The 24,681-nt window shown below is 68.3% G+C and carries 17 protein-coding genes; 3 read left to right on the forward strand and 14 right to left on the reverse strand.

Features of this window, described 5'->3' with window-relative positions:
- Positions 1-19 precede the first annotated feature (19 nt).
- From V1633_RS29105 to V1633_RS29150, 10 genes are all read right to left on the reverse strand, one after another.
- Entirely contained in the window at positions 20-3,829 is a 3,810-nt protein-coding gene (locus V1633_RS29105) for a rhamnogalacturonan lyase family protein (RefSeq protein WP_331217491.1), read from the reverse strand.
- A gap of 270 nt (positions 3,830-4,099) precedes the next feature.
- Complete coding sequence (locus tag V1633_RS29110) at positions 4,100-5,284, reverse strand: thiolase family protein (RefSeq protein ID WP_331217492.1); 1,185 nt, start codon at positions 5,282-5,284, stop codon at positions 4,100-4,102.
- Complete coding sequence (locus V1633_RS29115) at positions 5,281-6,018, reverse strand: SDR family oxidoreductase (protein ID WP_331217493.1); 738 nt, start codon at positions 6,016-6,018, stop codon at positions 5,281-5,283. Before V1633_RS29115 ends, V1633_RS29110 begins: the two co-directional genes overlap by 4 nt.
- Before the next feature lie 142 nt (positions 6,019-6,160).
- On the reverse strand, positions 6,161-6,841 hold the full coding sequence (locus V1633_RS29120; RefSeq protein ID WP_331217494.1) for a TetR/AcrR family transcriptional regulator: 681 nt from the start codon (positions 6,839-6,841) through the stop codon (positions 6,161-6,163).
- 100 nt (positions 6,842-6,941) lie between these two features.
- Positions 6,942-7,994, reverse strand: coding sequence for a branched-chain amino acid ABC transporter permease (locus tag V1633_RS29125; RefSeq protein ID WP_331217495.1), 1,053 nt, complete (start codon positions 7,992-7,994; stop codon positions 6,942-6,944).
- Entirely contained in the window at positions 7,991-8,863 is an 873-nt protein-coding gene (locus tag V1633_RS29130; RefSeq protein ID WP_331217496.1) for a branched-chain amino acid ABC transporter permease, read from the reverse strand. The genes V1633_RS29125 and V1633_RS29130 overlap by 4 nt, the downstream gene beginning before the upstream one ends.
- Positions 8,864-8,933: 70 nt before the next feature.
- Positions 8,934-10,178 (reverse strand): ABC transporter substrate-binding protein, encoded by a 1,245-nt coding sequence (locus V1633_RS29135; RefSeq protein ID WP_331217497.1) that lies wholly within the window; start codon positions 10,176-10,178, stop codon positions 8,934-8,936.
- Between the two features lie 51 nt (positions 10,179-10,229).
- Positions 10,230-10,922: an ABC transporter ATP-binding protein gene (locus V1633_RS29140; RefSeq protein ID WP_331217498.1), complete on the reverse strand. Its 693-nt coding sequence runs from the start codon at positions 10,920-10,922 to the stop codon at positions 10,230-10,232.
- Positions 10,915-11,679, reverse strand: a complete 765-nt coding sequence (locus tag V1633_RS29145) for an ABC transporter ATP-binding protein (protein WP_331217499.1) — start codon at positions 11,677-11,679, stop codon at positions 10,915-10,917. The genes V1633_RS29140 and V1633_RS29145 overlap by 8 nt, the downstream gene beginning before the upstream one ends.
- A 429-nt stretch (positions 11,680-12,108) precedes the next feature.
- Positions 12,109-13,743, reverse strand: coding sequence for a tannase/feruloyl esterase family alpha/beta hydrolase (locus V1633_RS29150; RefSeq protein ID WP_331217500.1), 1,635 nt, complete (start codon positions 13,741-13,743; stop codon positions 12,109-12,111).
- Positions 13,744-14,213: 470 nt separating this feature from the next.
- On the opposite strand from V1633_RS29150, the gene V1633_RS29155 reads away from it, so the two are divergent.
- From V1633_RS29155 to V1633_RS29165, 3 genes are all read left to right on the forward strand, one after another.
- Entirely contained in the window at positions 14,214-15,977 is a 1,764-nt protein-coding gene (locus tag V1633_RS29155) for a carboxylesterase/lipase family protein (RefSeq protein WP_331217501.1), read from the forward strand.
- Between the two features lie 74 nt (positions 15,978-16,051).
- A complete protein-coding gene (locus V1633_RS29160) occupies positions 16,052-17,677 on the forward strand; it encodes a long-chain fatty acid--CoA ligase (protein ID WP_331217502.1) in 1,626 nt (541 codons plus the stop codon).
- Between the two features lie 269 nt (positions 17,678-17,946).
- Positions 17,947-19,002 carry an SMP-30/gluconolactonase/LRE family protein gene (locus tag V1633_RS29165; protein WP_331217503.1) on the forward strand — a complete coding sequence of 352 codons (1,056 nt, stop codon included), beginning with the start codon at positions 17,947-17,949 and terminating at the stop codon, positions 19,000-19,002.
- Positions 19,003-19,136: 134 nt separating this feature from the next.
- Here the strand turns inward: V1633_RS29165 and V1633_RS29170 are convergent, their stop codons facing one another.
- The 4 genes from V1633_RS29170 to V1633_RS29185 all read right to left on the reverse strand — a co-directional run bounded on the left by V1633_RS29170 (position 19,137) and on the right by V1633_RS29185 (position 24,471).
- Complete coding sequence (locus V1633_RS29170) at positions 19,137-20,018, reverse strand: carbohydrate ABC transporter permease (RefSeq protein ID WP_331217504.1); 882 nt, start codon at positions 20,016-20,018, stop codon at positions 19,137-19,139.
- A complete protein-coding gene (locus V1633_RS29175; RefSeq protein WP_331217505.1) occupies positions 20,018-20,959 on the reverse strand; it encodes a carbohydrate ABC transporter permease in 942 nt (313 codons plus the stop codon). The genes V1633_RS29170 and V1633_RS29175 overlap by 1 nt, the downstream gene beginning before the upstream one ends.
- A 77-nt stretch (positions 20,960-21,036) precedes the next feature.
- On the reverse strand, positions 21,037-22,344 hold the full coding sequence (locus tag V1633_RS29180; protein ID WP_331217506.1) for an ABC transporter substrate-binding protein: 1,308 nt from the start codon (positions 22,342-22,344) through the stop codon (positions 21,037-21,039).
- A 150-nt stretch (positions 22,345-22,494) separates the two neighbouring features.
- Positions 22,495-24,471, reverse strand: a complete 1,977-nt coding sequence (locus V1633_RS29185) for an alpha/beta hydrolase-fold protein (RefSeq protein WP_331217507.1) — start codon at positions 24,469-24,471, stop codon at positions 22,495-22,497.
- Positions 24,472-24,681: the final 210 nt, after the last annotated feature.

Below are 24,681 nucleotides of genomic sequence, written 5' to 3' on the forward strand. Positions count from 1 at the left end.
CCTCCCCTGGCGTCAGCTGTCAGTACGTGCCGAGGTCCTGCCACGGACCGTTCGGATCGCCCGGCTGCTGGTTCCGGGACCACCACCTGGCCTTCCAGGTGTGACCGTTGTACGCGACCGTCTCGCCGCCGGTGTAGACCCAGGACGCGGTCCAGGCCCGGACATCGGCTCCGGCCGCCGGGACGAGAGCCCCCTGCTCGGTCCACGAGCCGGTCGCCGAGCTACCCGGCTTCTCGTTCTGCGTCCACCACTGGGCGATGTAGATCGCCCCGTGGTAGGACACCTGGTCGCCGCTCTTGTACGCCTTCTTCGAGTCCCAGGCCGGTACCGCCGGCTTCGGCCCGACCAGCGTGAAGGTCACGGTCGTGACGTTGCCCGCCACGTCGTACACCCTCAGTTCGTTCGCCCCGAGCGCCGCGCCAGAGACACCGGGCTTCACCCCGTTGAGATCGGAGTAGGTGTTGTCGGTCAGGTCCTTCTCGACCCCGTTCAGGGTGAGCCTGTCGACCTTGTGCTCGTCGAACAGCTTGAACGACACCAGCTCGTACCCGGTCGCGGCCGTGCCGACCGTCTCCGTCGCGCCGTCCTTCACGGTCACCGTCGGGCCCGTGGCGTCCAGTACGAAGGTCAGCGTCGTGACATTGCCCGCCACGTCGTACACCTTCAGCTCGTTGCCACCGGCCTTGCCGCCGAACGTGCCCGGCTCGACCCCGTTGAGATCGGAGTAGGTGTTGTCGGTCAGGTCCTTCTCGACCCCGTTCAGGGTGAGCCTGTCGACCTTGCCGGCATCGAACAGTTTGAAGGAGACCTTGCGGTAGACCCCGTCCCTCCCCTTCGACTCCGGCTTCACCGTGATCGTCGGACCGGTCCTGTCGGGTCCGGTCGGGACGACGATGTCGGTCCTCATCGACGGCAGTTTCGCCTCGTCGCCCAGGTAGAAGCTGGCGAAACCGAACTGGTCGTATCCGGTGTTCTTGTTCGCCACGCCGTTGCGGTACATCGGGTCGTGCATCAGCGTCCGGATGCCGTACTCGGTCGGAGACAGGGTCGTGACGATGGCCAGACGGTTGTCGCTGGCCCGCAGGACGAGTTCCTCGCGCCAGTCGCCCAGCAGGTCGGCCTTGAGCGTGGGGGTGCTCTTGTTGCCGGTCGACGTCATGCCGGTCGCCAGGTACGGGGTGGGCGCGAAGGTCAGGTCGTCGACCGTGCTGATGGTGGCGCCGCTGACGGCCATGGCCGTCAGGCCGCCGCCGAACCAGATGGCGTACTGGCCGCTGCGCAGGTTGTTGCTGCCGTTCAGCAGCTCACCGGTGAGCATGCTCCGGGCACCGTTCTGGGAGAATCCCTGCGCGCCGGGCCAGCGGTTGGAGAAGTTGCCGGCCACCGCGCCCTCGGCGTCGGTACCGGCGTAGACGCCGAAGATCATCGAGTTTTCCCGGATGACCTCGCCCTGGTCGTCGCGCCGCATGCCCTTCAACGGATCGTGGGCCTCCGGACCGGGCAGCCAGCCGTGTTGCCTGCCGGTACGGATGTCGTCGAACAGGTTCTCCTCGCTGCCGGACCAGACGCGGATGTTGTTGTCCTTGTCGACCGGAAGCAGCGCGCTGCGGTCGCCGTGGCGCAGCGGTGCCCACGTGTTCAGCGGGTTGTTCCGGACCGCGTCGGTGGCGAACTCGAAGCTGTTGGCCACCGGCGGGACGCTGTTCTGCCCCTCGATCGTCGGCATGGTGTCGCCGTTGATCACCTTGGGCAGGATCTTCGTGCCGTCGGCGTTGAGGCCGAGGACCATGGCCTTCATCACGATCTCGTCCCGGCCGTCGCCGTCGAGGTCGGCGGAGTCGGTGAAGTGGTTGCCACGGTTCTGGTAGTCGTAGGCGGTGCCGCCCAGCGACCAGTACTGCGGGTCGGCCGAGTCGAAGCCGGCCTTCAGCCTGACCTTGCCGTCGACGATGTTGAAGGCGGCGAACGTGGTCCGCGCGTAGTAGCCGCGCTGGGAGACCGCGTACTTGTGCTTGCCGTCCAGGGTCGCCACGACGCCGAGGTAGCGGTTGGCACGGTTGCCCTGGGCGTCGCCCCACGAGGCCGCCTTCCAGGGCTTCTCCAGCCAGTAGGCTTCCGACGGGGCCATCATCTGCGACTTGTAGTCGGCGGGGCCGCTGCCGGCGCCGGGGCCGGGGAAGGCCAGGTAGGAGAAGTTGCCGCGCTGGGTGGCCGGCGTCATGGCCCAGTTGTCGCCGTCGACGCTGCCCCGGTAGGGGAACGGATACCGGGCGCTGTCCATGAGCACGCCCTTGCCGGCGGCGGCGTCCCACTCGAAGGCCGAGAAGAACTCCTGGTCGTCCTTGGCGGGTCCGATCGGACCGACGTGGTACGTCTTGATCCACCGCTTGACGGCCGGATCGTTGACGCCGTCGTTGCCGTTTCCGGCCACCGGGCTGCGGTAGCTGATGGCGAAGCTGTTCAGCAGCGACCAGTAGGTGTCGAGAGCACCGGTGTCGCCGTTGGTGAAGTACTCCTTGAACTTGTCCGTGGTCGCGTGCAGGCCGTCCTCGCCGCCCACGACCGTGTCGAGGGTGTCCGGATAGACGACGGACTGCGACGCCTCGTCCCAGTTGCCGATCCGGGTGCCCAGCGCGGTCTTGAGCATCAGCTCGGCCTTGCCGTCACCGTCGAAGTCCTCGGCGAACAGGGTGGTCTCGTGGTCGTTGCCGGCTCGGACGTTGTAGCCCATGTCGATCCGGAACAGCATGGTGCCGTCCAGCTTGTACGCGTCGACGTACTCGGGGGCGGTCGTGGTGTTACTGCCGTTGAAGATCGGCTCGGAGTACATCGGGTCCTGCTGGGTGCTGCGCCACTTGACGACGATCTCGTACTCACCGTCGCCGTCGAAGTCGCCCACCGTCATGTCGTGCGTGGAGTAGGCGCTGCTCTGTGACGTGTACACCGCGCCGGCGCTGGTCTTCGCGTAGGGCAGTGTGGTGCCGGCGTCCAGGTTCTCCACGTACTTGATGAACTCGGCTTCCAGCTCGTCGTAGAGCACCTTTGTGATCTTGCCGTCCACCAGGGAGTTGGTCAGCGGCCGAGCGCTGGTGTAGGTGGCGTCGCCGAGAGCGTTCGGTGTCGTGTTGTACTCGTTGAGCTTGGCGACCCAGCCGTCGAGCTGCTCCTGGGTCACGGTCGCCTGATCGTCGTACGCGACCCGGAACCCTCGCAGCAGGTCCATGTCGACGACGTACCAGTTCTGGTTTCCGGTACCCGGGACGACCATGTCGGCCGCGTTCAGGTTGGTGCCCGGACCGAACCGCTGTTCCCGGTAGGTGAAGTGCACGAGCGGTACGGGAGCCGGCGCGGGCTTGAGCGGGATGTAACTCGCCGCGCCCCGATTGGCCTGGCCCGCCTGGCCGGGCAGGGCGGACAGCATGGGCACGCTCATGCCCTGCCGCTCGCCCTCGACGCCGGCGACGACCGGAGCGACCTGGTAGGTGGAGGTGAGGACGCCGTCCGGGTCGGTGTAGTTGGACGGGGTGACGTCCTCTTTCACGATGCCGGGGTTCGTGTCGTAGTCGCTCTCGGGCTGCACGTCCCTGGGTGCGATCGTGGCGATCTTCACGAACTCCGCGTCACCGTCTCTGCGGTAGACGTTCCAGGAGATGCCGTCGGGTTCGTTGCCCAGGAAGCGCCAGCTCAGGAAGATGCCGTCCGGCGTCTGGGCGGCGACCAGGCCGCGGGTCAGGTACTCCATCTGGCGCGCACCGGACGCGGGGGCAGCGCTCGCGGCCGGAGAGGTGAGGCCGACCAGGGACAGGCTCACGGCCAGCGTCAGGGGCAAGGGTACGAGTTTACGTAGTGTTTTTCGCACTTTGTTCTCCATCTCGCATCACCCTCCGTTGGGCAAGCGCTTTCCTGCATACTGCCGCGTCCCGCCCTACCGCGCAAGATCCAACATCCGCCCCACGATCGACACCTCGCCGCCGCCGCCCGCGACGGTGTTCAGGCCCGGGTCCAAGCCACGTTCGACCTGGTCACCACGCTTGGTCAACCTGCTCGGAGTCGGTGCCGGCGTCGTGTCGCCCCCACCGCCGAGACGAGATCGCCCGCGTCACACCCGCCGGAAGAGGGCGGCCAGTGCCTGGCCGCCACCGATGCACATGGTGACCACGCCGAGCTCCAGGTCGTGCCGGACCAGGTGCTTGGCCAGCCGGAGTGCGAGGATCGCACCGGTCGCGCCGACGGGATGACCGAGCGCGATGGCACCCCCGTAGGGATTGACCTTGTCCGGATCGAGTTTGGCGTCGCGGATCACGGCGACCGCCTGGGCCGCGAACGCCTCGTTGCACTCGATGGCGTCGATGTCGTCGGGTGTCGTGCCCGTCTGTTCGAACAGCCTACGGAGCGCGACCACCGGGGCGTAGCCCATGATGTCCGGGTCCAACGCACCCGTGGCGACCGCCTCGACGGCCACCAGGGGGGTCAGCCCGTGTTCGGCCGCGGCGGACCGGGTGGCGAGCACGACGGCGGCCGCACCGTCGTTGATGCCCGCGGCGTTTCCGGCGGTGACTGTCCCACCCTCCGTGAAGGCCGGGCGGAGGCGGGCCAGCGCCTCCACGGTCGTCTCGGGCCTCGGGTGCTCGTCAACCGTCACCTCGACGCTGTGGCGTCCGCCGGTGCTGACCGGCACGATCTCCTCGGCGAACGCCGCCCGGGCCGCCGGTGTCGCGGCGCGGCGTTGCGACTCGGCGGCGAACTCGTCCTGGTCAGTACGGGAGATCCCGTAGCGTCCGGCGACGTTTTCCGCTGTCAGCCCCATCTGGACGTGGTGGAACGGGTCGGTGAGCATGAGCATGGTGCCGTCCACCAGGGCACGGTCGCCCAGCTTGTAGCCGGCGCGTGCCCCGAAGTCGTAGAAGGGCATCCGGGTCATGGATTCGTCACCGCCGGCGAGGGTGAACTTGACGTCGTTCCAGCGCATCTCCATGGCCGCGGACCAGATGGCCTGGAGGCCGGACCCGCACAGCCGGTTGACGGTGTAGGCGGGTGTGGACACCGGAAGCCCGGCGGCGACGGCGACCCGACGAGCGTTGTACGCGTCGGGACCGACCTGGCCGACGCAGCCCATCACGACTTCCCCGATGGCGTCGGCCGGTACCGCCGAGCGCGCCAGCGCCGCCTTGGCGGCGACCGCCCCCAGCTCGTGCGCGGGCGTGTTCTTGAACGCCCCACCGTACCTGCCTATCGGCGTACGGGCCCCGTTGACGATCACGATCTGCTGGTCCGACCTGGTCATATCGAAATTCCTCCGTCCACGGGAAGAACGACTCCGGTGATGTACCCGGCCTCCTCGGAGGCGAGGAAGGCGGTGGCCGCGGCCATTTCGCTGGGCGCCGCGAACCGGCCGAGTGGGATGGCGGCGGCGAGTTCCTGGCGCTTCTCCTCGGGAATCGAGCTGATCATGCGCGTCTCGGCGTTGGGCGAGATGGCGTTGACGGTGACGCCGAACGCCGCGAGTTCCTTCGCCGCGGTCTTGGTGAAGCCGATGATCCCCGCCTTGGCGGCACCATAGTTCGCCTGCCCGATGTTGCCGCGCAGGCCGGTGTACGAGGTCACGTTGATGACCCTGCCGTACCGCTGCTCCCGGAACACCGGAACCGCGGCGCGGGTCAGCCGGAAGGTTCCGCCCACGTGGACGTCCAGCACCTCGGCCCAGTCCTGGTCCGACAGCTTCCACAGTCGACGGTCCCGGAGAATGCCGGCGTTGTTGACGATGACGTCCAGCCGGCCGGTCTCCGCGACCGCCAGGTTCACCAGGGCTTCGACGGCCTCGGTGCTGGTGACGTCACAGGCGACGCCGACCGCGCCCAACTCGTCCGCCGCCAGCACGACCGCGTCGGCGTCGGCGTCGACCAGGAACACCATCGCCCCGGATCGGTGGAAGAGGCGGGCGAACTCGAGGCCGAGGCCTCGCGCCGCTCCGGTCACGATCGCCGTTCTTCCCGTGAAGTCGAACGTCAGGTTCGGCAACTCCTGCTCCTCCCCACCGGCCCAGGTGACGGCCGACGAGCATGTCCGTGGTGTCGATGCGGCCCGCCCGGACCCTGCTGACCCGGGCGTCCTTCCCCGGCGCGGGTCGCGCGGTACTCAGTGACGATCCGGTCCGCCATGACTAGAGCACCTCCTCCGCCGCGTCCCGCAACGAGGTCAGGACGCGGCGGGTGTGCGGCGTGTCCGGGAGCGACGCGAGGAGCAGCGGCGAGGCGGAGAAGGTCGACTGGTGGGCCATGAGGCGGCGGACCCATTCCATGCCCGCCTTCAACTCGGCGACGGCGTCGGTCCGGCCTCCGCCGCGTACCCAGTTTCCGAGCGCGGATCGGTGGATCGCGTCGATCAGGGCCGCGAGAGCCATCGACTGGAAAGGCGGAGCGTCGGCGGGGAGATGATCACGCAGGAACGAACGTGTGAGCGCCACGTACCGCTCGTGCTCGATGACCTCCCGCTTCCGTAGCTCGGGAACGACCCGGGTCAGTTTGTACCGCCGGAGGACAAGTTCAGGCCGACTGAGGAAATCGCGCAACGACTCCTCCGTGGCCGCGATGACAGCCTCTACCGGATCCGTGTCCGGGGCGGATTCGACGAGGCATCGCTCGACCAGCCTGATGCGTTCGGTGTGGTCCGGGAACGCAAGCTCGTCCTTGCTCTCGAAGTGCCGGAAAACGGTGCGGCGGGACACGCTGGATGCCTCCGCGACGGCTTCGACAGTTACATTGGCGTACCCCTCCTCGAGGAACAAGGCCATCGCCGTTTCCGAGATCCGGTACTTGGTCTCGAGTATTCTCCGCGAAGTCACCGACAGGTGCCCTCTCCTGATCTGGTGTTGCGCGAAGTGCAGTTCCCGCGCATCGTGAGGTTTGCCGAACTCTCTGATCCTGCGCCCCGCCCGCAGCGGCTCACGGCCCGCGCTCCGCCGGGTCAGCACCGGCCGAGGTCCGGCGCGACAACGTACGGCGCTGCTGCCGGGCCAGCCATTGATGACGAACGGTACCCCAGATCCCACGGCGGAACAGCAGCACCACGAGGACGAAGACCGAGCCGGTGACCAGGTCGATGCCGTCGAAGCCGGACGAGGCGAGATAGTCGGCGAGCATCACGGCCAGGAACGCGCCCAAAATCCCTCCCCACAGCGTGCCGATGCCGCCCAGCACCGTCATCAGCACGACCTCGCCGGAGGTGCTCCAGTGGAGTTCGGTCAGCGCGACGAAACCGTGGTTGATGGCGAACACACCGCCGGCCAGCCCGGTCAACCCGGCGGAGAGCACGAAGGCGATGACCTTGTACTTGTCCACCTCGTAGCCGAGCGCCCGGGCGCGCTGGGGGTTGTCGCGGATCGACACCAGGACCCGTCCGAACGGCGAGTGCACGATCCGCCAGGCTGCCCACATGCCGAGCAGAAGGATCGGCAGGGCCGCGTAGTAGAAGTAGAACGAGTCGGTCTCCACCAGCTCGATGCCGAAGAACTCCCGGGGTACGCCCTGCAGCCCGTTCTCGCCGCCGGTCAGGCCGCTCCACTGGTACCCGACGAAGTAGACCATCTGCGCGAAGGCCAGGGTCACCATCGCGAAGTAGATCCCGGACCGGCGCACCGACAGATACCCGGCGGGAAGGGCCAGGACCATCGCGAACAGTGCGCCGCCGACGACGGCCACGGGGAACGGCGCCCCGTAGTGCGTCGCGATCAGGCCCGTCACATAGGCCGAGCTGCCCCAGAACGCCGCGTGTCCGAAGGACAGCAGGCCGGTGTAGCCGAGCAGGATGTCCAGGGCGATCGCGAACAGCGCCATCGCGACGATGTCCATCGCCACCGGCGGATAGACGAACCATGGCAGCGCCAACGCCGCCACCAGGCCGACGGCCAGCAGCACCCCGCGCAGCCTCGGGCCGCCCGCCGTGACGGCCGGGTGTTCCCCGGCGGCCGGGGCCTGGGTAACCACGGACTGGGTCATGCCGTCGCCTCCTTGCGTCCGAACAATCCGGCGGGGCGGACCAGGATGATCAGGGCCATCAGGACGAAGATCAGGATCTGCGCGAACGTCGGGGCGTAGGCCTGGCCGAACGCCTCCACCAGGCCCACCATGAAGCCCGCGACCACGGCGCCGACGATCGAACCGAGCCCCCCGATGACCACGACCGCGAACAGGATGATCGCGAAGTTGTTCCCCATGTCCGCCGTGATCGCGCGGAACGGTGCGGCGAGCACACCGGCCAGGCCGGCGAGCGCGACGCCGAAGCCGAAGACCGGGGTCACCCAGCGGCCGACGTTGATGCCCAGGGCACGGGCGAGCTCGGGCCTCTCGGTCGACGCCCGGACGATCATGCCAACCCTGGTCCGCGTCATCACCAGCCAGACGAGCACACAGATCGCCACGGAGAACAGGAACACGAACAGTTGGTAGCGCGGCAGCACGACGCCGGCCAGGTCGACGCGTCCCTGCAACGCCGCCGGAGGCTTGTAGGGCAGCCCGGAAACGCCGTACCTCTGCTTGACCAACTCGACGAGGACCAGCGTGAGGCCGAAGGTGAGCAGGAAGTTGTAGAGGGGGTCGAGCCGGAGCAGCCACTGCACGAGCAACCGCTCCACCACCACGCCGAAGACGAACATCAGCACCGGCACCACCAGCAGCGACCACCACAGCGTGAGGTTGAGGGTGTCGAGCAGGACGGCCGCGGTGACCGCGCCGAGCATGTAGAACGCGCCGTGGGCGAAGTTCACCACGCCCAGGACGCCGAAGATGATCGCCAGGCCCAGGGCGGCCAGCGCGTAGAAGCTGCCGGCCGCCAGGCCCTGTACGGCGTACTGCAGCACTGCGTTCATGGGTTCCTTTCCCGGTGCTGGCCCTGGGTGCCGAGAGGCACCCGGGGCGTGGAAAACCGGACCGCCCCGCTCACATCGAGCAGGTGGACGCCTCGACGGGAGGGAATGCCTTCGCCGCGGGGATCGTGGTCACGATTTCCTCGTAGTCCCACTCCTCCTTCACCTCCGACGGCTCCTTGACCCGGGCCAGGTACGCGTCGTGGATCACCAGGTGGTCCTTGGCGCGGACCTCGCCGTTGCGCAGGAACACGTCATTGATTTTCTTGCCCTCGAGTTTGCCGACGACCGCGTCGGCGTCGTCGGTGCCGGCCGCCTGGACCGCCTCCAGGTACTGCAGCGCCGCGGAGTAGTTGCCGGCGTGCTCGAAGGTCGGTCGGGTACCGGTCTCGTCGCGGAACCGGTCCGCCCACGCGCGCGACTCGGCGTCCATGTTCCAGTACCAGGCGTCGGTGAACATCGTGCCGGCAAACTGGTCGACGCCGAGGGAATGGATGTCGGTGATGAGCATCAGTCCGACGGCCAGGTCGATGCCCCGCTCCTTCAACCCCGACTCGTTGAACTGCTTGACCACGTTGATCAGGTCGCCGCCCGCCTGCATGGTACCGATCACGTCGGGATTGGTGCTGCCGGCCTTGGTGAGGAAGGTCGCGAAGTTGTCATTCGGGAACGGCGTCGGAATGGTGCCCTGCACCGTGCCGCCCGCCGTTTTGATCGCCTCGGTGAAGGACTTGGTCATGTCCTGGCCGAACTGGTAGTCGGGGTAGATGATGTGCCAGTTCTTGTCACCGTTCTGGGTGACGGTGGTGCCGGTTCCGTTGGCGAGCATGTACGTGTTGTACGCCCACTGGAAGGTGTACTTGTTGCATTGGGCGCCGACGAGTTCCATGGTCGCCGCGCTCACGTCGATGAACAGCTTCTTGTGGGTCTTCGCCTGGTTGGCGACGGCCAGGGCGGCGGACGAGGTCGGCACGTCGAGGATGATGTCCGCGCCCCCGCGCTCGTACAGCTCCTTCGCCTTGGTGTTGGCGATGTCCGGCTTGTTCTGGTGGTCGGTTGAGGTCACCTCGATGTCGTCGACGACCGCCTGGTCGCCGTACTTCTTCTTGTAGTCGGCCACCGCCATCTTGACCGCCTTGACGGAGTTGGGCCCCGACGCGTCCTTGTAGATGCCGGACTGGTCGTTGAGCACCGCGAGAACCAGCTTGCCGTCCGTGAAATCACCACCCGATCCTCCTGGACCGCCCTGACCGCAGGCGCCCAGCAGCAGCACCCCCGTCATGGCCGCGGCACCGGCCCGAACCAGTTTCTTCTTCATGGTGGTTCTCCTCGTGTCGTGTCGGATGTGTCGCGTCGCCTGGTGGACCGGTCAGATGCCGAGGTGCTTGAGGAGTTCGCCCTCGCGCCGCCGGAAGTCGGAGTTGTCGAGGGTCTCGACGATGCGGCCCTGGCTGAGCAGGTAGTGCCGGTCAGCCACGGTCGCCGCGAACTTGACGTTCTGCTCGATGAGCAGCACGCTGACGCCGGTGGCCTTGATCTGGTGGATGATCTCCCGGATCCGGGCCACGACCACCGGGGCCAGACCCTCGGAGGGCTCGTCCATCAGCAGCAGACGGGCACCGGTACGGAGCACCCTGGCGATGGCCAGCATCTGCTGCTCCCCGCCCGACAGCGTGGTGCCCGCCGCCCTGCGACGGTCGGCGAGCTCCGGGAACGCCTCGTAGACCCGCTTGAGCGTCCATGCCCGCTCGGAGACCTTGGGCGGGAGCAGCAGGTTCTCCTCCACGGTGAGGCTCGCGTAGATGCCGCGGTCGTCCTGCACCCAGCCCATGCCGGCGCGGGCCCGCTGGTGGGCCGGCATACGGGTGACGTCGCGGCCGAGGAACGAGACGGTGCCGCCGACCTGCCGGTGCAGACCGATCAGGCACCGCACCAGGGTGGTCTTGCCGGCGCCGTTGCGTCCGACCAGGGTGACGACCTCGCCCTCCCCCACCCGTACGCTCACCTCGTGCAGCGCCTGCGCCTCGCCGTACCACGCCTTCAGACCGTTGACCTCAAGCATGCTCAGCCTCGCCCAGGTAAGCGGTGATCACCCGATCGTCGTTGCGGACCTCGTCGTAGGCACCCTCGGCGAGGACCTTGCCCTGCTGCAGCACCGTCACCCGGTCGGCCAGGCTGCCGACCACGTGCATGTTGTGGTCGACGAACACGACGGTGCGGCCGACCGCGATGCGCCGGACCAGCTCGATGGTGCGGTCGACGTCCTCGATGCCCATCCCGGCCGTCGGCTCGTCGAGCAGCATCACCCGTGGATCCAGTGCCAGCACCAGCGCCAGCTCCAGCGCCCGCTTCTGCCCGTAGGCGAGCAGTCCGACCGGCTTCTCCGCCAGCGCCGTCAGCCCCACCTGCGCGAGCAGTTCGTCCACCCGGGCGCCATTCCTGCCGAGCAGCTTCTCCGACCGCCAGAACCGGAACCCCTGCCTGGTGAGGCCCTGGAGAGCGAGCTCCACGTGCTCGCGGCTCGTCAGCGTCTCGAAGAGGCTGGTGATCTGGAACGACCTGGCCACGCCGCGGCGCGCGACCTGCTCGGGCTGTTGACCGGTGACGTCCTCGTCGAACACCGTGATCGTCCCGGACGTCGGGGACACGAAGCCGGTCAGGAGGTTGAACAACGTGGTCTTGCCGGCACCGTTGGGACCCACCAGCGCGTGCACGCTGCCCTCGCGAACCGCCAGGTCCACCGAGTCGACCGCGCGAAAGCCGCGGAACACCTTTGTCAGGGCCTGCGTGCGCAGCGCCACCCGACCGTTCGTCGTCACCCGGCTTCCTTCCAGGTGGTCTGCGGGCTCCGGGTCGGCTGCGGCCGGACACCCGCGGCCGCACCGGTGGTGGACGTCGCACGTCGGCAGCCACCGGTGGTGCGTACCGGACGTGCCGGAGCGGAGATGTCCTGAACCGTGCTCTGTCGGAGCACCGGCGAATCCACGTCCTGCGCCCCGCGCACGGGTGGCCGGGCGCGGGCACCCGATCCTGTTGTCGACTCGGCTGCACTCCCTCGGGCGGGGAGCAGCGCTGGCGGTCGAGGCATGTCAGTCCCTTCTCAGTCACACGGTTCGCGCGGCTCCGCGCCGCGGCTGGTCACCGAACCCCTTGTCAACCTGGACCGCGCGGCGCCCGTGCCCGGTCGCGCCGTGGCCGATCGGGCCTCGTCCGATTCCCTCCCGGCCATGGCGCGTCCTGGGCCGACGTCAACGCACACACACGAAGCTCTGGGCGCTGTCGGGATCGCCGGAGCGGTACTTCGGCCAGCTCGGGTACTCGCAGAGCGGGCGGGTCCGGCCGCTCCTGGCGTCCACAGCCACCGGCTCGACCGGCGGCTGTCCCTTCTCGACCCAGCGTTCGAGGGCGGAGAGCGAGTCCCAGTTGGCGGCGAACGCCGGCGCGCCGACGTTGGCGTGATTCGCGCCCGGCACGAGGTAGTACCGCATGAATTCCCGCGTCTGCCGGGGTCCTACCGTGTCGAGCACCCGCTGGTAATAGTCGTTCGTCGAGCGGTGGGAGACCAGCTCGTCCGCGGCACCGTGCAGGAGAAGCAGTTTTCCGCCGGAGCGCGCGAAGGGGCGGAGGTCCGAGTTGTTGCGATCCTGGATGGTGGAGAGGTAGCTGATCCGGGGCAGCCATTTTCCTGGCCGCCGAGGGTCGATATCCAGGGAGTTCTGCTGGGGGTCCCTCGTCAGGAAGTACTTCACCCACTGCTCCCAGTACTGGGCGCCGTATCCGCTTGTCACCGGCATCGGGTTGGCGGGCGCGGCGCTGCCGAACCCGAGAACCGGCGTCCGCATGTCGGCGCCTGACAGGAGAGGGAAGCCGGGATAGTACCGCTCGCCGCTGGCGATCCGGTACGGCCAACTGAACGGCCTGGACGCGGCGGTCACCGAGGCGATCTGCGGGTCGGAGAGACATGTCGGGCCGACATCGGCGCCGTCGGGGCAGCGGAGCACACGGGGGTCGAAGTCACAGCCGCCGAGATTCGAGATGATCCTGTCCTCGAGACCGTCCCGCCCGTCGCATGCCGCCATGACGCTCTCGTAGAGCAGGGTCTGCTTGTCGGGCCCGGGGAACGCGCCAGGACGGGACATCACCCGTGCGAGGTATCCGAGTTGCAGGATCTCGGCCATGTTGTTCCAGGCCGGGTAGGCGGAGATGACGCCGTCGAAGGCGTCCGGCCAGCGTTGCGTGACGATGAGAGCCTCACGACCGCCGGTCGAGCCGCCCGCGAAGTACGTCCGGCCGGGACCGGCACCGTAGCCACGACGGATGAGGTACATGGCGGCGTCGCGGGTCTTCTTGAGGGCGTCGCCGGCGGCGAAGTTGCGGAGTGCCTCGTCGTTCACACCGAAGGAGCCGTCCAGGGATCCCGTGGGACCTGCCTGGTGGCCGGAGTCGCTGGCGAACGTCGCGTAGCGGCGAGCCAGCGGTGCCGGTTGGTCGGGACGCCCGAACGGCACGTTCTGCGCGATGCTGGGAATCGTTCCGTTGTATCCGCCGCCGCCGAACATCATCGCGTTACGGTTCCAGCCGACCGGCATGGCCACCTGCAGCCTGATCTCCGGCGCGGAGGGGTCGACCGGGAAGAGCGCCGCACCGACGCTGCAGTACTCGATGGTGCCGCCGCCCAGGGTCTGGGTCACCAGGGATGCCGACCCGACGCGGCCGCCCCTGGTCGGCAGACTGATCGCCGATGCCGGGATCTCGCTCCCCGCCAACTCGGCGCACCTCGGGGCCGTGTCGACAGCGGCGGTGGCGGCGGCCGCCGGCCCGAGGAGCGCCGTCGTGCTCACCAGGGTGGTGGCGAGCGCCAGTCCAACAGGGAATCGCCTCAATCTTCCACCAACTCGCAGCACTTGACTCATTGCGGACCTCCTGCCTAAGCACGCTGTGCCGCCAGGCCGCCCGTAGACGGCACTGAGTGCCAACACTGTGCCATGGGTCACAAAGGCCCGCAAGAGCCGGGCAGCGGGAGCGTCCAGTGTCGACCGACCGCGAGGGCTCCCCCGCCCTGAGCGGCGACTCAAGGCCGCGTGGTCCCGTCGGACCACGGCGAGCATCCGGCCAGGGCTTACCCGGCAGCCGGGCGCGGGCGCGGCAGACCGCCGCGCGGCACGGCACGCCGTACCTGCGGGTTTGCCGTCCACGGCGGCGCGCCGGCCTCCCGGAGACGAGGCTGACCTGCGCGCCAGCCGTCAGATCGTTGGACAGCGGGAGACGGTCGCCGCACGGGCCACCGGTCCGCACGGTCGGCCAGCCGGCTCTTGCGACGCCCGAGTGACGCATGTAACAGTGATGGCACGCGATGGCAATGATGGTGCGGTTTAGCGACACCGCGTGCCACTCTCGAACCAAGGAGGCAGTGCCAATGCCTGCTGTGCCGTCCGGAGCCGTCGGCCGCCAACCGGCCAGGCGTCCTCGTACGACGTCATCGCCACTCCGGTCGATCCTCGGCCTCGTCCTCGCAGCCGCGGTCCTGACCGCCGTGCCGCCCACCGGTGCGTCCGCGCACGCTGTCCAGCCCGGGAAGGATCCGACCCTCGTCCACACGACGCTGGGTCCGATCGTCGGGCGGGACGAGGGCCGGTCGAGCGGAACCTACTCGTGGCTGGGAATTCCGTACGCCGAGCCGCCGGTGGGTGATCTCCGATGGCGGGCGCCGAAGACCCACCGGTCCTGGGTGGACGTCCGGCGCACCCAGCGGTACGGGTCGGGCTGCCCGCAGCCCGGGCGCTTCTTCAGCCCCTCCCCGAACGGGCCGTTCTACGACCTGGCCGTGCGTGACGGGTTGCAGCAGCCCGTCGGCGAGGAGGACTGCCTGACCCTGAACGTCTTCCGTCCGTCGACGCCGAAGCGAAACCTGCCGGTCGTGTTCTTCATCCACGGCGGGAGCAACGTCGTCGGGTATTCGGCGGATCCCATGTACGACGGGCGGGAGCTGGCCAGGCGCGCCGAGGCCGTGGTCGTCACCGTCAACTACCGGGTCGGAATCTTCGGCTGGCTGAACGCCGAGGGTTCAGCGGCCGGCGACCCGCTGTCGGCGTCCGGCAACTTCGGCACCCTCGACCTCGTCAACGCGCTCCGCTTCGTCGACCAGAACGCCCGGAAGTTCGGTGGGGACGCCGACAACATCAGCGTCATGGGCCAGTCGGCGGGCGCGGTGAATGTCTGGTCGCTGCTCGTCTCCCCACTGGCACGCCCGATGGTCGACAAGGCGATCCCGCTCAGCGGCGGCCTGAGCACCCGCAGTGTGGCCGACGCGAGGGCCTACGCCGACCGCGTCATGCAGGCCGCGAAGAGCGACCACCCCTCGTCGGACAAGAACGGCCTCGATCTGCTGCGTTCGCTCTCCGCCGACGACCTGGTACGAGTGCTCGTCAGGCACCGACTCGACGCGACACCGGCGGTCATCGCGGACGGCACGGTCATCCCCTCGGACCCGTACGCCGTGCTGGAGTCCGGGGTCGGGCGTGACGTGCCCGTACTGGCCGGGAACACCCTCGAGGAGGGAAAGCTGTTCGGCAGCGCCATCGCGGCACACAAGCCGAGCGACTACGACCGGTTCACCTTGCAGTACCTGTTCGACCCCGACAACCCCGGCGACCTGACCCCCTCCGACCTGCTCAAGGACGAGTACCTTCCGGTGGACAAGCCGCAGGGCTGGAACGAGGCGGCCGCGGCGCTGACCGAGGCCGTCTTCACCGGCATCAACCGGGAATCCCTGAACGCGTTGGCCCGCAGCGGGAACCGGTCGCTCTATCACTACCGGTTCGACTGGAATCAGCAACCCGCGCCGTTCGACCAGGTGTACGGCGCGGTACACGCGATCGATCTGCCCTTCGTGTTCGGAAACTTCGGGCGCAGCGTGTTCTCGTACGCCTTCAGCCAGCAGAACCAGCCCGGACGACTGAGGTTGTCGGACCTGATGATCGCCAGCATCCGGAACTTCGTCACGAAGGGATCACCGCAGCACCGGGGACTCGGTCGCACCTGGGACCAGTGGCCGACGAGCCTGGTGCTGGACGCGGACGATCGGCACGTCCACCTCGGGTCGACGACCGACCGGTGACGTCGGTCCCCGTCTGACGATGACCTGACCCGGTACGTCGACAGCGGGGACAGCCTCGCAGAAACGGAGGAACTGTGCGTGGGCTGATGCAGGACGGGTCGCTCGACGTCGGCCTGTTGATGCGGCGGGCGGAACTGGGATTCCGCCACAAGCGCGTCGTGACGGCGACCGCGTCGGGCGAGACGATCTCGACCTGGGGCGAGGTGATCGACCGGGCCCGGCGGATCTCCGCCGTGCTCGACGTCCTGGCGGTCCCGACCTCGGCGCGGGTCGGCACCTTCGGCTGGAACAGCCAGCGTCATGTCGAGCTGTACCTGGGTGTTCCGTCGGCCGGCCGCATCCTCCACACGATCAACCACCGGCTCTTCGCCCGCGACCTGACGCACATCATGTCGGACGCGGCCGACGACGTCGTCTTCGTCGACCGGTCGCTGCTGGGCACGGTGTGGGACGTCGTCCGCTCCATCGCGACGGTTCGCTGGATCGTCGTGATGGACGACGGTGGCGACGAGGAGATTCCTGTCGACCCGCGGGTGGTCGACTACGAGGCACTCCTCGCGCGCTGTCCCGAGCCGGCACCGGCCAGGTACGTGGACGAGAACGACGCCGCCAGCCTCTGCTACACCTCCGGCACGACCGGGCGGCCGAGGGGTGTGCTCTACAGCCATCGCTCGATCGTCCTGCACGCGATGCTGCTGCTCGGCGTGGACAGCTTCGCCATCTCGGAGCGGGATGTCGTCATGCCCATCGTGCCGATGTTCCATGTCAATGCCTGGGGGCTGCCCTACGCGGCGGTGCTCGCCGGAGCCGATCTCGTGCTTCCGGGTCCGGCGATGGCCCCCACGGATCTCATCCAGCGGCTCTCCCGGCACCGCGTGACATTCTCGGCCGGCGTACCGGCGATCTGGCGCGGGCTGGAGCCGCTCCTGGGCACCGCGGACCTCTCCTCGCTGCGCATGGTGGTCAGCGGTGGGAGCGCCCTGCCGGACGCGCTGTCCGAGGCGTGGGAACGGGCGGTCGGCATACCCATCACCAGTTCGTGGGGAATGACCGAGACGAGTCCGCTCGTCGCGTGCGGGCGGGTGTCGTCCGCGCACGACGCACTGCCGGCCGGTGAGCGCCGACGGTTGCTCGGCCAGCCCGGGCCGACGATGCCACTGGTCGACGTACGGATCGTGGACGCCGAGCGTCGACCCGTCGCGCGGGACGGCACCGCGTCGGGCGAGCTCCAGGTGGCCGGGCCGACGATCGCGGCCAGCTACTTCGGCGCCGATCCGGGCGCGTCGTCCTTCACCGACGATGGCTGGTTGCGGACAGGTGACGTCGCGACCCTCGACGAGTTCGGCTACCTACGCATCGTCGACCGCACCAAGGACATGATCAAGTCAGGCGGGGAGTGGATTTCGTCCGTCGCGCTCGAGAACGAGCTGATGGCACACCCGGCGGTGCGGGAGGCGGCGGTGGTCGGCGTCGTCGACGACCGCTGGGGAGAGCGGCCCTGGGCATACGTCGTACTCGCCACCGGGGTGGGGGTCGATGAGACGGGTCTGGGTGAGTACCTTCGCGGACGGGTCGCCTCGTGGTGGATCCCCGATCGCTTCGTGGTCATCGACGAGATCCCCAAGACGGCGACGGGCAAGTTCTCGAAGGTGGCGTTGCGTGCCCTCACCGAGTCCGTTGCCGGGTCACCGCCGGCGTGACAGCTTCGCGCCGTCCGACGTCGTGATATAAATGGGTTTCGATTGATTGGGGTCACGGGGAGGTGCCGTGCGTCCACCCTGACGGTCCCGCCGGACGGTGGACCACCGCACGTACACCTCTGCCAGCCGGTCGGACGGCGACGCGCAGACCTGCCCGACCGCGACGCCCACGACGGCGACCCGCCGCACCGCAACCCACCGGCCGCGCGCCGGAGTCGGCGGTGCCCCTGTGGAAGAGCAGGACTCCCACCCCTGATTGGACTCGACCGATGTCCCGACGAACTGCCCGCCCCGCCCTGGCCGGTGCCCTGACGCTGCTGACAGCCCTGACCGCCAGCACCACGTTGGCGGGTCATCCGGCCGCCGCCGGTGACACCGTGAGCGCCGGCGTCCGGGCGGATGCCGGCGCTCACGGTGGCACGGCTGGCCCCTGCACCCCGGGCGCCTCGTACCCGTCGCCGCTGCCCGCCACCACCATGGCCGCCACCAGGATCAGCGGTAGGTTCAACTTCCTGGAGGGACCGGTCTGGCTCGCCGGGTCGGGCCGACTGCTCCTCTCCGACATGGCCGGCGGTACCGGCCCGGAGAACGTGCAGCCGTCGACGATCCGCCGGTTCACTCCGCCGGACAGGTTCGACGTGTTCCTCGAGAACGCCGGTAGCAACGGGCTGGCCGTGACCGGGGACGGCACCCAGGTCGTCGCCGCCACCCACGACCAGCGCAGCGTCTCGGCCTACCTGCTGTCCGACCGGAGCCGGAGCCTACTGGCGGGCGACTACCAGGGACGGCGGTTCAACTCCCCGAACGACCTCACCATCCGCACCGACGGCACCATCTACGTCACCGACCCGAACTTCCAACGTGGCAACCGGCCGGACGAGATGGGCGGGATGACCGGGGTCTTCCGGGTGAGCGGCGGCGAGGTGTTCCTCGTGGACGGCACCGTGGCCCAACCCAACGGCATCGTGCTGTCACCGGACGAGACGACGCTCTACGTGGGCAGCAACGCCGGCAACACCGTCTTCAGATACAACGTGCTGCCGGACGGCAGCACCAGCGGGCGTACCGTGTTCGCGAACCTGGCCGGCCCGGACGGCGCCACGGTGGACTGCGCCGGCAACATCTACTGGGCCTCCCACACGGACGGCCGAATCCACGTCTTCGCGCCCACCGGCGAGAAGCTGGGCACGATCTCCTCCGGCCGCAACACCACCAACGCCGCGTTCGGCGGCCCCGACGGCCGGACGCTGTTCATCACCTCCGGCACCTGGGGCAACTTCGGCCTGTACCAGGTCGAACTCAACGTGCCGGGATCGCCGTACTGACGCCGGCGCCGTCACTGGTCCGCCAGCGACGTCGAAGGGCTGTTCCGTCACCCGGACCAGCCCTTCGACCTCTCGCGACCGTGCCTGCACCGGCGCCTCCCGGTCGGGGCAGCCGACGTTGGAACCGGGAGGATCTACCTGAGCCCGCCGACGGACAGTCCGCCGCGCCAGTACCGCTGCAGACTGAAGAACGCGATGATGAGCGGGATCACCGACACCAGTGCGCCCAGGATGATGAGGCTCCACAACGAGGTGGGACCGGCGTTGTTCCCGGAGGCGACGCCCTGCCAGAGGCTGAGTCCGACCGTGACGGGGAAGAGACGGTTGTCGGAGAGCATCGCGAGGGGCAGGAAGTAGTTGTTCCACGACGCCACGGCGGACAGGAGCAGCACGGTCACCACCGCCGGCCGCATCAGCGGCAGGGCGATCTGCAGGAACGTGCGCACATCCCCGGCACCGTCGACCCGGGCCGCGTCCAGGATCTCGTCGGGGACCGCGTCGCGCGCGTACACGTGCATCAGGTAGACCCCGAACGGGTTGAGCAGCGAGGGCAGGATGACCGCCCAGATCGTGTTCGTCAGGCCGAGCTCGGAGAACATGATGAAGGTCGGGATGACCAGGGCGGTGGTCGGCACCATCAGCGCGCCGAGCAGGATCGCGAAGCTGAAGCGTCTGGCGGCGAACCGGTACTTGGCGAAGCCGTAACCGGCCATCACGGCCAGGGCCGTGGCGCCGACCCCACCGGCGAGCGCGTACAGCGTGGAGTTGAGGATCCACCTGCCGTAGATGCCGCCGTCGTAGGTGAACAGCTGCTCCAGGTTGCCGAGGTAGTCGATGTCGTCCGCGAACCACAGGGTGTTACCGCCGCTGAACAGACCCGGGGCGTCCTTCGAACTGTTGACGATGATCCACCAGAACGGTACGAGGAAGTAGACCACCAGGAAGCCGAGGAGAACCTGGAGCGGGAGGTAGCGTTGCGGCCTGCGGGGTGCCCTGGCGCTGGTGCGATCGGTCATCAGAGGAAGCTCCTCCGCTTGCGGGTGAAGAACAGGAAGGCGTACACGCAGATGAAGACGACCCCGCCGAGGGCGAAGGAGATCGCCGACCCGTAGTTGAAGTTCGCGAGCGAGAACGCCTGCTGGTACGCGTACATGTTGGGGGTGAAGTCGGCGCCGATCGTCCCGGCGGCGAGGTACCGCAGGATCTGCGGTTCGTTGAAGAACTGCAGGGTGCCGATGAGCGAGAAGACCAGGATCAGCATCAGCGCCGGGGCGATCAGCGGAATCTTGATCCGCACCGCGACCTGCCATCTTCCGGCGCCGTCCATCCGGGCGGCCTCGTAGAGCGTCGGATCGATGCCCTGCAGCGCCGCGTACAGGATGATCATGTAGTAGCCGGCCCACTGCCAGGTGACGATGTTGAGCAGGCCGTAGAAGATCAGGTTGCTGCTGAGGAAGTCGGGCGCGGTCGCGCCGAACAGACCGAAGATGTCGGTGAGCGGCCCGAAGCTCCTGCTGTACAGGAAGCCCCACATCACGGCCCCGATCACCGTCGGGATCGCGTAGGGGAGAAAGACCATGAGGCGGGAGAAGCGGGTGAACAGGGACGTCACCGCGTCCAGGATGAGGGCCATCGCGAGGGCGATGACGATCTGCAGCGGGATGGCGACGAGCGAGAAGCGGATGACGAACCACGCGCCGGACAGGAAGCTCGGGTCGGTGAACGCCTTCACGTAGTTGTCGAAGAGAACGAAGCTGGTGCCGCCGATCAGCTTCTTCTGGAAGAGACTGAGGTACAACGCGTACCCCAGCGGCGCGATGAGGAACGCGAGGAAGACGATCCCGAAGGGCCCGACGAAGAGCCACCCCATCAGGTGCTCACGGCGGTGTACCTTGCCGCGGATCTTGTGCGTCTTCTCTTGGGCGCGCGGTGCGCGCTCTTCGGTCAGGAGGGTCATCTTGGGCTCCGGGACGTGGACGCTGGGGGTCTGGGGTGGGCCGGCCGACCGAGGACGGCGCGACCCACCCGGCCGGGTCACTGAACGGTGAAACCTTGCTCCTTGGCGTACTTCGCCACGTCCTCCTGGAGCCGGTCGGCGGCCTGCGAGCCGGTGATCGAGCCGGCGCCGATCTCACTGACCTGCTTCGTCATCGCATCGAAGTAGTACTGGCCGAAGGGGCTGTAGACCATGCCCTTGTAGGCGTTCGCCGCCGGCACGTAGACCTCCTTGTTCGCCTGCTGGCCGTTGAAGAACGCCACCTTCAGCTCCAGGAACGCGGGGTCGTTGAGCGCCGTGAGGTTCAGCGGGAAGATGATCTGGTTGGTCCAGCCGTCGGTGAGCGACTCCTTGTCGGCATAGAGTCCGTACGCGGCCTTCGCCGCCAGCTCCTGCTTCTTCGACTGGCTGGTCACCGAGAAGGCCGAACCGCCCCAGTTCACCTGGACGGGGTTGTTCGGATCCCACTGCGGCAGCGGGGCCACCGCGAACTTGCCGGTGTCCTGGCCCTTGCCGACGCCGGCGCCGGTGAGATAGCCGGGCGCCCAGGCCGCCGAGACGTACGTCGCGTACTGCCCGTTGATGACACCCGAGATGTACTCCGGGGTGAACTGGTCCTGCTTCCCGACCAGGCCCTTCCGGACGAGGCCACCCCAGTAGTCGAGCACGTCCTTGGAGGCCTGGTCGTTCAGCCGCACGCCGATCGAGGTCGGCTGGGCCGAGTCGTAGGTAAAGGGGGAGGCACCCTTCTGGATCTGCAGCGCCATGGTGAGCGCCGAGACGTTCGAGCCGAAGTCGCCGAACAGCGGGCCGCCGGCGTCCTTCACCTTCTGCGCCGCCTGCTCGTACTCGGCCCAGGTCTTCGGCGGTGTGATGTCGTACTTGTCGAAGATGTCCTTTCGGTAGATCATCGCGACCGGGCCACCGTCGACCGGGACGCCGTAGACCGCGTCACCGACCGAGACGTCCTTCCAGGCGCCCTCGCCGTAGTTCGCCTTGACCGCGTCGAAGCCGTACTTCTTGATGTCCACGATCGCCTTCTGGATCTGGAAGGTCGGGATCCGGTCCATCTCGATCATGAGCACGTCGGGCGCGCCGGTACCGGCCGAGATGGCCGTCTGGAACTTGTCGTAATGGTCACTGCCCTGGCCGACGTTGGTCCAGCAGACCTGCACCTCGTTGTTCTGCTTGTTGAAGTTGTCGACGACGAGTTGCATGTTGGGATACCAGCCCCACATCGTGACGGCCGGCAGTTCCTTCTTCGGAATCGTGTTCGTACAGTTGCTCGCGTCAGTCCCGCCCTCGTCGGAGGAACAGGCGACAAGGCCGCTCGCGGCCGCGAGCATAGCCGCTGTGGCAATTACTCGTTTCGTCTTCATTGACGTGATTTCCCTTCGGATCGCAGCGCCGGGGGTCCGGGCACCGTCGCTGAGAGCTGGCGAGCCGGACCGGGGGTGGGGCACTCCCCCACTCCCCGGTCCCGTCGCCGTGCCGTCCTAACGCTTGAACAGACGTGGCGCCAGGTCGATGAGGTTTTTCTGCCACACGTCCCAACCGTGTGGTCCGGGCGTCACCCCGTCGAACTCGTAACGGATACCGAGGCTGTCCAACGTGCTCAGCGAAGCCATGAAGGACGGGTACACGAAGTCGGTGCGGTCGCCGACGTACAGCCGCAGCAGCTTGGTTCCGTCGTTGATCGCCGCGGCGTCGACGCCGGTGCCGCTGCCGAAACCGGCCGAGAACGCCGCGACGTAGGCGAACTCACCCGGGTACGCCTTGAGCACCCCGAACGCGTGACCGCCACCCATGGACAGCCCGGCAATCGCCTGCTGCGCGGGGTCGGTCGAGATGTGGTACCGGGCGCGGGCCGCCGGCATGATGTTCCCCAGCAGCTCCTGGTTGAAGTTGGGCACGTTGCCGTTGCCCATCACCACCACCATGGGCACCAGGTCGCCGTCGAGGAACTGGTGGTCGAGGATCTGCTTGGCTCGCCCCATCTCCACCCAGTCCGTGTAGCTCTGCCCACTACCGTGCTGGAGGTAGAGGACGGGGTACGGCTGCGCGCGGTCCGGGTCGTACCCGGGCGGGGTCCACACCAGCGCGGTCCGGTCCTGGTTGGCCACGGTGCTGCGGTAGGTCAGGCTGGTGACCTCCCCGCCCTGGCCGGCCGGCACGTCCGAGAGGAGACGAGCCTCCTTCCCCGGAACGAGGAAGGTGCTCCACATCGGCTCCGAGGTCACCCTGGTCGGGTTCGACACGTCCTTGACCGCGACCCGGTCCACGATGAACCGGTAGTAGTAGAACCACGGGTCCAGCGGGCCAACGGTCGCCCGCCACCGGTCGCCCTGACGGGAGAGCGGTACGCGCAGCCAGCTCCCGCCGGGGGCGATGTTCGCCCACACCGTGACGTGCTCGGCCTCCGGGTGGTCCGTCGTGGTCTCGAAGGTGACGAACCCGTCCCTGGTCACGAAGGGCGTCGGGGTGGTACCCGCCGGCGGTGGGACGAACTCCCCCGTCAACGGCCGGTGACCGGCGCTCGGACCGTGCTCCGACACCTCGCGGAACAGTCGCGGTACGAAGTCGACGAGGTTTTCCTGCCAGGTGGTCCAGTTCCCGCCGCCGTCCGGGTTGACCCCGTCGAACTCGAACCTGACCCCGGACCGGCGCAACTCCTTGGTCAGTCGGTAGGTGGCGTTGTACGCGGGGTCGGTCACGTTCCCGGTGTACAGACGCAGCAACCTGAGGTTGCGGTTGGCCGCCTTGGCGTTCTCCAGGCTGACGTTCCCGGTCGGCAGGCCCGAGAACGAGCCGACGTAGCCGAACCGCGCCGGACCGGTGAGGGCAGCCCGCAGCGCCTGCGTCCCGCCCTCGGCAACACCGGCGACCGCCTGGTGTGCCGGGTCGCGGTGGACGCGGTAGCTGTCGGCGACCGCCTTCCGGAGGTCTGTCAGGTCGTTGTCGTCGGCCGCCCCGCTGCCGTCGCCGAGCACGACCAGCATCGGCTCCATGGCGCCCTCGGCCGACAGATTGTCGAAGATCTGCTTGGCCCGACCGAGGTCGAGCCAGTCGGTGGCGGCTGCGCCGTCGCCCGAGCGCAGGTACAGCACCGGATAACGTTCGGCGCTCTTGGCCGGGTAACCCGGTGGTGTCCACACCAGGGCCGTCCGCTCACCCTGCCTGGTCCGGTAGGTCAACGGCGCGACGTCACCGCCTGTTCCCTGCGGTACGTCCGCCAGCCGACCCGCCGACGCGCCCGGCACCAGGAAGGTGCTCCAGAGCGGCTCGGACGCCACCCCGGTGGCGTTCGTCGGATCCTTCAGGCTCTTGGTGTCGTCCCCCGTGACCTGGTACTGATACAGCCCCGGCTTGAGCGGGCCGAGCACCCCCGACCACACGTCACCGCGACGGGTCAGGCCGAACTCGGCCCAGGCGGCGGAGGGGCCGAAGTTTCCCTCCACGACGACCTGCGACACCTGGCCAACGTGTTCCTGCACGTAGGCGGCCGGAACACTGAAGGAGGCGTAGCGGTCCTCGGAGACATCCAGCCACGGCGTGTCCGCCGCTGCCGGTTGTGGTGCGAGCAGAAACCCTGCGGCTGCCACGACTCCGGCCGCCACGACCGCCGGCAGCCGGCGTACACCCGTACGCCGTAAGGGCCCGTGATATGGTCTAGTCGCCACGCT

This window comes from Plantactinospora sonchi (genome assembly GCF_036422035.1).
GTDB lineage: Bacteria > Actinomycetota > Actinomycetes > Mycobacteriales > Micromonosporaceae > Plantactinospora > Plantactinospora sonchi.